Here is a 9,325-nt window from a genome sequence, read left to right as displayed (position 1 = left end):
GAAGAAGAAACGGTATCCTACGAGATTGTGGACCGAGTGGCGTGGGTGAAATTCAATCGCCCTGAGAAGCGCAACTGCATGAGCCCGAAGCTGAACCGGCAGATGCTGCGGGTGATCGAAAAGCTCGAATTCGACGACAATGTGGGCGTTCTGGTGCTGACCGGCGAGGGGACGGCGTGGTCGGCGGGCATGGACCTGAAAGAATATTTCCGGGAAACCGAAGCGCTCGGTCTTCAGGGCACGCGGCATGCGCAGCGCGAAGCCTATGCCTGGTGGAAGCGGCTCAGATGGTACCAAAAGCCGACCATCGCCATGGTCAACGGCTGGTGTTTCGGCGGCGGCTACGGCCCGCTCTTCGCCTGCGACCTCGCTTACGCCTCGGAAGACGCCCAGTTCGGCCTTTCCGAAATCAACTGGGGCATTCTGCCCGGCGGCGGCGCGACCAAGGTGGCGCAGGTTCTGATGCCCTTCCGCAAGGCGATGTATCACGCCATGCTGGGCGAGAACCTCACCGGCAGGGAAGCCGAGGAGGCGGGGCTCGTCAATGAAGCGCTGCCGGCGGACAAGCTGAAAGCGCGCGTCGGCGAAGTCGCCAACAAGCTGCTCGAGAAGAACCCCTGGGCGCTGAAAGCCACCAAGGACGCGATGCGCCGGGTCGGCGAGATGACCTACGAGAATGCCGAGGATTACCTGATCCGCGCGCAGGAGGCGCTCAATTTCTTCGACAATGAAGCGCGCAAGGAAGGCATGCGGCAGTTCCTTGACGACAAAACCTACAAGCCCGGCCTTGGCGCCTATGATCTGTCGAAACAGAAAAAGTAAGCACAAGGAAGAAGGCTGTAACCCGTGAAGCCAACGCTCCTATTGCTGCCGGGATTGCTGTGCGACGAGACCGTCTGGCGGGCCCAGGTTGCGGCTTTCTCCAGCCAGGCAGAAGTGCGTGTCCCGGATTATGGCGACTCGGACCGCATCACTGCGATGGCGGAGATTGCGCTTGAAGGCGCGCCTGCGCGCTTCTCGCTCGCTGGTCATTCCATGGGCGCGCGCGTGGCGCTCGAGGTCTTGCGTCTGGCGCCGGAGCAGGTGGAGCGTCTGGCTTTGCTCGACACAGGCGTTCACGGCGTAAAACCCAATGAACGCGAAACGCGCATGCAGCTTGTGGACCTCGCGCGGGAAGAGGGCATGGATGCGCTTTGCGAGGCCTGGCTGCCGCCCATGGTGCATCCGGACCGGCGACATGACGACGCTTTCATGGCCCCGCTCAGGGCCATGGTGGCGCGCTCGACGCCGGAACGGTTTGCGGCTCAGATCGAGGCGTTGCTCAATCGTCCTGATACGGAGCCTGTGCTCGCCGCCATTCGCTGTCCGCTGCTCATCGGGGTCGGCCGGGAGGACGCGTGGAGCCCGGTTGATCAGCATAAAGATATTTTGGAGCAGACCGGACGCGGGCGGCTGGCCGTCTTCGAAAACGCCGGCCATATGGCCCCGTTCGAGGCGCCTGAGTCTGTTAATTCTGCGCTTGCGGAGTGGTTTGACGAAACGGCTTAAATTTACGTTTGGGCGGGCTAGGCGAAGCAGGCGGGGCGCGCTGACGGTCCTGAAAAGCCGGGGGAGGCACGATGTCGGTGATGACGGTGGACAAAGGGACGGCGCTGCGCACGAGCGAGGATGTCTCGCCGGGCGTCAGCACCGATTTCCTTGACGGGCTGGTCGGGTACCGGCTGCGCCAGGCGTCCAATTCTTTCATGTCGGATTTCGCCGCCTCCATGGCTGACACCGGCTTGCGGGCGGTGCATGTCTCTATTCTTTCCGTCGTCGAAGAAAATCCGGGCGTCCGCCAGGGGGAGATCGGCAGGGCGTTGGGCGTCGCCCGGGCCAATATGGCGCCCTTGGTGGCCGAGCTTGAGGGCATGCGCTTATTGCGGCGCACCACGGACGAATCCGACCGCCGGGCCGTCATTGTCCGCCTGACGAAAGCCGGCGAGGCGCTCCTGCGCAATTGCAAGGCGAGAATCGAAGTCCATGAGCGCCGCGCCCTTCAGAGGCTGACCCGCAGCGAGAAGGAAACATTGCTGCGTGTGTTGAAAAAGATATAACGGGTTAAGCCTCTTAGGGATGAAATCAATATGAGCTCCAAAGACCCTCGCGAGATTCTCGCACAATCGCCCATGGGCGTATTTCAGATCGTCGCCGTCGGCATGTGCGTTCTCCTGAATGCGCTTGACGGTTTCGACGTTCTTTCCATCAGTTTCGCCGCGCCGGGCATTGCTGAGGAGTGGGGCGTTCAGCGCGGGGCGCTGGGCATCGTGCTTTCTATGGAGCTTATCGGCATGGCCGTCGGGTCGGTGTTCCTGGGGGGCGTTGCGGACGTTGTCGGGCGCCGTCCCACGATTCTGGCTTGTCTGGGCGTAATGGGCGTGGGCATGGCGCTGGCGTCTACGGCGAACGGCATCGCCATACTTTCAGCTTACCGCTTTGCAACCGGCCTCGGGATCGGCGGCGTCCTCGCCGCGACCAATGCCATGGTGGCGGAATATTCGAACGCCAAGCGCAAAGGTCTTTCCGTGACGATCATGGCGGCGGGCTATCCCATCGGCGCCATTATCGGCGGCACCATCGCGTCCGTGCTGCTCGCCTATTTCGACTGGCGGGCGGTTTTCATTTTCGGCGCAGGCACGACCTTCTTCTTCATCCCGTTCATCTGGTTCCTGCTGCCTGAATCGATCGAGTTCCTGGCGCAGAAGCGTCCGGCCGGCGCTCTGGAGAAAATCAACGCCACGTTGAAGCGCATGGGGCACGAAACGGTTTCCGCATTGCCGGTGATCACGGAAGCGTCGAAAAAGATCGGCGTCGGACGTCTCTTCGGGCCGGAGCTCATTCGCACCACGGCCTTGCTGACCTTTGCCTATTTCGCGCATATCATGACGTTCTATTTCTATCTGAAATGGATCCCGAAGATCGTCGTGGACATGGGGTTTGCGCCGTCGCTCGCCGGCAGCGTGCTGGTCTGGGCGAATGTGGGCGGCGCGACCGGCGCGATCGTGCTGGGGCTTTTGACATTGCGTTTCGGCATGAAAGGGCTCGTCATCGGCGCCATGCTTTTTGGCGGCGCCCTGGTGACGCTGTTTGGCCAGGCCAGCGCCGACTTGGCGCAATTGTCGCTCATCGCCTGTGTTGCGGGCTTCTTTACCAACGCCGCCATTGTCGGGCTTTACGCGATCTTCGCGCTCGCCTTTCCGACCGAGGTGCGCGCGGGCGGCACCGGTTTCGTCATCGGGGTCGGGCGCGGCGGCGCCGCGCTTGGGCCTATCATCGCAGGCTTTTTGTTCGAGAGCGGTTTCAGTCTCGAACTTGTTGCGGTCTTCATGGCGATGGGATCGATCTTTGCGGCGGCGGCATTGTTTTTACTGCCAAGTAAAAAGCCTGAAATCGTCGCCGAAAAATCGACGACATTGTAAACCGAATCGCGAGTCCGGCGATGTCTATCGATCTTTATATGTGGCCGACTGGGAACGGCTACAAAATCCTGATCATGCTCGAGGAGTGCGGTTTCGATTACGAGCTCAAATGGGTGAACATCTTCGAGGGCGATCAGTTCAAGGAGGATTTTTTGAAAATTTCTCCGAACAACAAGATGCCCGCCATTGTCGATCACGGTGCGCCGTGCGGGGAGCCGCTTTCCATCTTCGAGTTCGGCGCCATTCTTCAATATCTCGGCCGCAAGGTGGGCAAGTTCTATCCTCAGGATGAGAAAAGCCGGGTTGAGACCGATCAGTGGCTTTTCTGGCAGACATCCGGGTTTGGCCCCATGGCCGGTCAGGCGCATCATTTCATCCATTACATGAAGGATAAAATTCCCTACGCCGTAGAGCGCTTTTCGAAAGAAACGAACCGGCTTTACGGCGTCATGGACAAGCGCCTCGCCGACCGCGACTTTCTCGCCGGCGATTACTCCATAGCCGATATGGCGGCGTTTCCGTGGGCGCGTCGGCATGATTGGCAGGGGGTCGATCTTGACGACTATCCGAACGTCAAAGCCTGGTTCGACCGCATCGAAGCAAGGGATGCGGTGCGGGGCGCGCTGGCGATCGTTCCAGACAAGACCTAGGCTGCGCACTCACTCCTAATCGTGAATGCGTCTTAAAAACTCGATCAGGGTTTTCACTTCCTGTTTGGTGAAACGGCCTTTCAGCCATGACTCGTGTTCGTGAATGGCTTTTTTCGCCTCTGCGAGAATTTTCACTCCGGTCGGCGTCAGCTTAAGCGTCTGCTTGCGCCCGTCGCTGGCCGACTGGCCCCGGCGCAGCAGCCGGCGGCCTTCGAGCCGGTTGATGATCGCCATCACCGTCGCCCGGTCCATCCTCAGCCGCTTGGCGAGGTCGGTCTGCGCGATCCCGGGATGATCGTCCACCAGCCACAGGACAGAGACCTGCTTTTGGGTCATGTCCAGATCGGCGAAGGTGTCCATGAAGTGACGATAGACCGCCGTATAGGCGAGGCGGATGTGAAATCCGACAATATCGTCAATCTCCCCAAGATCGTCCAGGTCATCGGTTTGATGCGGATCAAATCCCGACTGCGCTTTTTTTGTATTTTGATTGCGTTTTGTCACGCCCCGGTCCCTTGGCTCCCTGAGGGCCTACAATATACACTTCTCTGAGAGGAGAAAGCCATGACCCATTTTCCTGATACGCCGAGTTTTACGGGATTCAACACCCCGTCCCGCATTGAAGGCGATATTGCCGATCTCGATATCGACGGCGATATCCCGAAGGAAATGAATGGCGCTTTCTACAGAGTCCAGCCGGATCCGCAATTTCCGCCGCTTCTGGGCGACGACATCGCCTTTAACGGCGACGGTATGATCACGCAGTTTCGCTTCGCTGATGGAAAGGTCAGCTTTCGCCAACGCTGGGCCCAGACCGATAAATGGAAGCTTGAACATGAAGCGGGGCGGGCGCTTTTCGGCGCCTATCGCAACCCGTTAACGGACGATCCGTCCGTAAAAGGACAGATTCGCGGCACCGCCAACACCAACGCTTTTGTCTATGGCGGCAAGCTCTATGCACTGAAGGAGGATTCGCCGGCTCTCGTCATGGATCCGGTGACGCTGCAGACGCAAGGCTATACGAAATTCGGCGGCAAGATGACGGGCGAGACCTTTACGGCTCACCCGAAAGTCGATCCGAAAACCGGGAATATGTGCGCCTTCGGCTATGCGTCGAAGGGAATTTTGACCCTCGACATGACCTATTACGAGATCAGTCCCGAAGGGGAGCTGCTCTATGAAATCTGGTTCGAGAATCCCTATTACGCGATGATGCACGATTTCGCGATTACGGAAGATTACGCGCTGTTTCACGTCGTGCCGTCGACCTCGAACTGGGAGCGGCTCGAAAAAGGCCTGCCGCATTTCGGGTTCGATACCACGATGCCGGTCTATTTCGGCGTTTTGCCGCGCCGCAAGGATGCGACCAAAGACGACATCCGCTGGTTCAAGACCGACACCTGCTTCGCCAGCCATGTGATGAACGCCTATCAGGAAGGCGACCGCATTCATTTCGACACGCCGCAGGCGAAGAACAATATGTTCCCCTTCTTCCCGGACGTGCATGGCGCGCCGTTCAATCCGCAGGAGGCCTGCAGCTATCTGACGCGCTGGACGGTGAACATGGCGTCCAATTCCGACGCGTTTGAGAGCCAGACGCGCCTTACGGATATGTTTGGCGAATTCCCGCGTATTGACGACCGCTTCGCCGGGCAGAAGTACCGCCATGGCTGGATGCTGGTCGTGGATATGGAGCAACCCTGCGAACTTCAGGGCGGCAGCGCCGGCGGCTTTCTGATGAATACGCTCGGCAAGGTCGATCATGAAACCGGCGAAGAACAGAAATGGTGGTGCGGGCCCGTATCGACGCTGCAGGAGCCATGTTTCATTCCGCGCTCAAAGGACGCCGCAGAAGGCGACGGCTGGATCGTCATGGTCTGCAACCGTCTTGCAGAGCACCGCAGCGATCTTCTGGTGTTCGATGCGCTTGAGATCGAAAAAGGGCCGATTGCGACGGCGAAAATTCCGGTCCGCCTGCGTTTCGGCCTTCATGGCAACTGGGCGAACGCCGAAGACATCGGCCTGTCGGCTTGAGCGGCGCCATGATCAAGCCGGGACTCGAATTCGTTTATGAAGCTGGCGGGGCCCTCGGCGATCCCATTCCCATCGGAGAAACGGCCGACGGAACACGCCGCATCATTCCGATCTTTTCCGGCCCGGTGAAGGGGCCGAAGATACAGGGCGAATTACTCGGCAACGCCGCCGACTGGCAGGTGACGCGCCATGACGGCGTTACCGTCGCCGATGCGATTTACGCTTTGAAAACCGATGACGGCGTCGTCATCCAGATCCGCAATCGCGGGGTTCGTCATGGGCCCGCAGAGGTGATGCAGCGTCTCATCGCCGGCGAGGAGGTCGATCCGGCGGACTATTATTTCCGCACGATCCCGGAATTCATTGCGCCCATCGGCAAATATGACTGGTTGAACAAGTCGGTCTTTGTCTGCGCCGGCGCGCGCTACGCAAACGCCATTAAACTCTGGGTGTGGCGCGTCACTTAAACCGGCTCGCCGGCTTCGCGCGCCCGTTCCGCCAACATCGCTTCGTCTTTCGGCAACCGCCAGACAAGCGCGACGAGGAGCGTGATAATCGCCGGCGCGACCCAATAGACATTGAGGATCGCGTCGCCGAGATTGCCTTCATTGACATCGCTGATCATGCCGACCGCGTAAGGGCCGAGCCCCATGCCGGTGATGGTCATCATCAGGATGTAATAGCTCATGATCATGCCGCGCATGCGCGGCAGGACGAGATCGAGCATCGAGGCGTAGATCGGTGGGATCCACATGGTCAGCACCAGCGAATAGACGACGAACCAAGAGAAGAAGCCGCCAAGCGTCGGCGCCTTGAACACCGCGAAGGCGAGAAACGGCGAGACGCCAAGGGCGAAGAGGGCGAGATAAATCCGCCCGCCCTTGAAGCGCTGGTTCATCCAGTCGGAGGCGAGCCCGGCGATCAGCGGACCGGTGATGCCGAGCACGGTGATCAGGATGCTGAACTGCACGGCGATGGTCGTCTGCGCGCCTTCGAAATTCTGGATCGCATAAACCGCCGACCAGGACATGACGCCGTAATTGATTACAGATTGAAGCGCCGCGACGGCAATGATCATGGCGATGGCGGGCTGTTTCACGATAATCGAGAAGGCGGGACGGTCTCGCAGCGCCAGCGACTGCATCCAGCAGATCACGATATAGGCGCCGGCGCCGCTGATGGTCCATTGCAGGGCGTTGCCGGTGAGTTCGAGCGCGCCGATCCTTAGTGCAATCGGATTGTCCGGACGCAGGCTGTCGGTCCAGTGGGCGAGGAAGACGGCGAGCGAGGCGATGACGACGGCGGCGATAATGTTGACGATCCAGATTTTCACCGGCGCCTTGCGGCGGGCGAATTCAACCCAGGCGAAGCCGGGCAGGATGCCGACGAGCGTGTCGAGACTGGCGCGGAAGGGCGCCGGGTCCGGTTTTGAAAAAACGCCGTCTCCGGCGCCGCGGAGCGGTTCGGGCAGTTTCAGCAAGAGAAAGCTCAGGAGGAAACCCGGCGACGCGGCGATCACAAACGCGGCCTGCCAGCCCTTTAGGCCGAGCGGCGCGCCGCCATCGGCGAAGGCGTTCTCCCACCAGTCAGCGATAAGGGCGCCAAGGCCGATGGCGCCGCCAAGCCCCAGCGCCACAGCGACCGCCATGGCGGAGGTCACCATGCCGCGCTGTTTCTTCGGAAAATAGTCTGAGAGAAGCGACATGCCAGCGGGCTGCGAGCTCGCCTCGCCAATGCCGACCCCAAGACGCGAGAGGGCGAGCATGCCGAAACTGTTTGCAAAGCCCGCAAGGCCCGTCATGATCGACCAGCCGAAGATCGAGAGGCTGAGGAGTCTTGTCCTGACCCAGCCGTCTGCGAGACGGCCCAGCGGCAGGGAGAAGACCGAATAAAATAAGCCGAAGACCGCACCGTAAAGAACGCCCATCTCGGCGTCGCCGATATTGAGGTCGGCTTTGATGCGCGGGGCCAGGATGGCGAGGATCTGGCGGTCGAGAAGCGACATGGCGACCGTCATGGTGACGAGAAACAGCCCGTACCAGGCCATGGGTCCGCCAAGCTTGACCCCGCCCGGAGCGCTCGCCGGCGCTTCGTTTTCCGTTGCCCTCATCTGTCCCCGCCCTGTTATTTTTTCGTGAGATTAAAGACCCGCTCGGCGTTGGTCTGCATCAGTTTCTTTTTGGCCGCCGGCGAGATGTCGAGGAGGTCATGAGTCCTGACTTCGTCAGCGACATATTCATAAGGATAGTCCATCGCATACATGACCCGGTCTTCGCCGACGACGTTCTGGCAGAACTTGATCGCCGGCTCCCAGGCCATGCCGCTGGTCGTCACATAGACATTCGAGCGCATATAGTCCGCAATCGTCTTTTTCAGCGGTTTCATGCGTTCATAGCGCTTAGAGCGCACGCCGGCTTGATGCATATAGTCGAGCCGGTAGAGCCAGTAAGGCAGCGCTTCGCCCATATGGCCGACAATAATCTGCAAATCCGGATAGCGGTCGAAAATGCCGATGGTGATGAGGCGCAGAAGATGCAGGCCGGTTTCGACGCCGAAGCCGAACACCGCCCCGTCAAGACCGGCCTCGAGCATGGGATCGATCATCGAATCCGGCGGCGTCTGCGGATGGATGTAGAGCGGCTGGCCGGTTTCGGCGAGAGCCCGAAAGATCGGATCGAATTCCGGTTCATCGAGATAGCGCCCTTGCGTATGGCTGTTGACCATGACGCCTTTAAAGCCGAGCTCAGCGCCGCGATGGATTTCCTTCGCGCTCCACTCCGGATCCTGCGGGGCGATGCTGGTCATGCCAGCGTAACGCGTCGGATGGCGCGCCACGGCTTCGGCAAGATAGTCATTGGCGCGTGAGACAATGCCTTTGGCTTCTTCCGCCGGCAAGGGCTGCACGCCCGGCGAGGTCAGCGACAGGATCGCGATATCGATGCCTGTTTTGTCCATGTCGGCGAGACGCTTGTCGTCGAGGTCCAGCAGGCAGTCCATGATCTGGGTCGCCCGCTCCGACGGCGAGGTCGCATAAAAGCCCCAGAGCGAGACCATGCCTTTATCCGCTGTCCCGTCCCGCACCATGCGCAGATAGGCGTCTACCTGCTCCTGCGTGGCGAAAGCCTCCTCTGTGGCGATGCGTAAGTAACCGCGATCGCCGCCGGTTTTGAGTTCATGCGTCAT

At 60.1% G+C, this 9,325-nt stretch carries 10 protein-coding genes; 7 read left to right on the top strand and 3 right to left on the bottom strand.

Translation table 11 applies throughout. The annotated features are described in order from the left end of the window. From CW354_RS15970 to CW354_RS15950, 5 genes are all read left to right on the top strand, one after another. Positions 1-822 (top strand): p-hydroxycinnamoyl CoA hydratase/lyase (locus tag CW354_RS15970; RefSeq protein WP_243396374.1); only part of this gene is annotated, 822 nt, incomplete at its 5' end. 24 nt (positions 823-846) lie between these two features. Next, complete coding sequence (locus tag CW354_RS15965; protein WP_104831072.1) at positions 847-1,548, top strand: alpha/beta fold hydrolase; 702 nt, start codon at positions 847-849, stop codon at positions 1,546-1,548. A 71-nt stretch (positions 1,549-1,619) separates the two neighbouring features. Further along, complete coding sequence (locus tag CW354_RS15960) at positions 1,620-2,096, top strand: MarR family winged helix-turn-helix transcriptional regulator (RefSeq protein ID WP_104831071.1); 477 nt, start codon at positions 1,620-1,622, stop codon at positions 2,094-2,096. Positions 2,097-2,126: 30 nt separating this feature from the next. Further along, positions 2,127-3,458: an MFS transporter gene (locus CW354_RS15955; RefSeq protein ID WP_104831070.1), complete on the top strand. Its 1,332-nt coding sequence runs from the start codon at positions 2,127-2,129 to the stop codon at positions 3,456-3,458. Positions 3,459-3,478: 20 nt separating this feature from the next. Beyond that, complete coding sequence (locus tag CW354_RS15950; RefSeq protein WP_104831069.1) at positions 3,479-4,108, top strand: glutathione binding-like protein; 630 nt, start codon at positions 3,479-3,481, stop codon at positions 4,106-4,108. A gap of 15 nt (positions 4,109-4,123) precedes the next feature. Here CW354_RS15950 and CW354_RS15945 read toward each other — a convergent pair whose 3' ends face one another. Continuing rightward, positions 4,124-4,612, bottom strand: a complete 489-nt coding sequence (locus CW354_RS15945) for a Saro_0803 family transcriptional regulator (RefSeq protein WP_207764850.1) — start codon at positions 4,610-4,612, stop codon at positions 4,124-4,126. A gap of 60 nt (positions 4,613-4,672) precedes the next feature. On the opposite strand from CW354_RS15945, the gene CW354_RS15940 reads away from it, so the two are divergent. Continuing rightward, positions 4,673-6,142 (top strand): lignostilbene-alpha,beta-dioxygenase, encoded by a 1,470-nt coding sequence (locus CW354_RS15940; RefSeq protein ID WP_104831068.1) that lies wholly within the window; start codon positions 4,673-4,675, stop codon positions 6,140-6,142. Between the two features lie 8 nt (positions 6,143-6,150). Continuing rightward, positions 6,151-6,609 (top strand): DUF3237 domain-containing protein, encoded by a 459-nt coding sequence (locus tag CW354_RS15935; protein WP_104831110.1) that lies wholly within the window; start codon positions 6,151-6,153, stop codon positions 6,607-6,609. Here the strand turns inward: CW354_RS15935 and CW354_RS15930 are convergent. Both CW354_RS15930 and CW354_RS15925 read right to left on the bottom strand, forming a co-directional pair. Then, positions 6,606-8,252: an MFS transporter gene (locus CW354_RS15930; protein WP_207764849.1), complete on the bottom strand. Its 1,647-nt coding sequence runs from the start codon at positions 8,250-8,252 to the stop codon at positions 6,606-6,608. The two genes, CW354_RS15935 and CW354_RS15930, sit on opposite strands and share 4 nt — an antisense overlap. 14 nt (positions 8,253-8,266) lie before the next feature. Next, positions 8,267-9,325, bottom strand: coding sequence for an amidohydrolase family protein (locus tag CW354_RS15925; RefSeq protein ID WP_104831067.1), 1,059 nt, complete (start codon positions 9,323-9,325; stop codon positions 8,267-8,269).

This window comes from Hyphococcus luteus (assembly GCF_002943565.1).
In the GTDB taxonomy this organism is placed as follows: Bacteria; Pseudomonadota; Alphaproteobacteria; order Caulobacterales; family Parvularculaceae; genus Hyphococcus; species Hyphococcus luteus.
This window is presented reverse-complemented; position numbering and strand designations above follow the sequence as displayed.

Bases quoted from the DNA above. Each gene is read 5' to 3' on its own strand.
- CW354_RS15950 (WP_104831069.1), top strand. From the start codon at position 3,479: ATGTCTATCGATCTTTATATGTGGCCGACTGGGAACGGCTACAAAATC.
- CW354_RS15930 (WP_207764849.1), bottom strand. From the start codon at position 8,252: ATGAGGGCAACGGAAAACGAAGCGCCGGCGAGCGCTCCGGGCGGGGTC.
- CW354_RS15960 (WP_104831071.1), top strand. From the start codon at position 1,620: ATGTCGGTGATGACGGTGGACAAAGGGACGGCGCTGCGCACGAGCGAG.
- CW354_RS15935 (WP_104831110.1), top strand. From the start codon at position 6,151: ATGATCAAGCCGGGACTCGAATTCGTTTATGAAGCTGGCGGGGCCCTC.
- CW354_RS15955 (WP_104831070.1), top strand. From the start codon at position 2,127: ATGAGCTCCAAAGACCCTCGCGAGATTCTCGCACAATCGCCCATGGGC.
- CW354_RS15925 (WP_104831067.1), bottom strand. From the start codon at position 9,325: ATGACGCATGAACTCAAAACCGGCGGCGATCGCGGTTACTTACGCATC.
- CW354_RS15940 (WP_104831068.1), top strand. From the start codon at position 4,673: ATGACCCATTTTCCTGATACGCCGAGTTTTACGGGATTCAACACCCCG.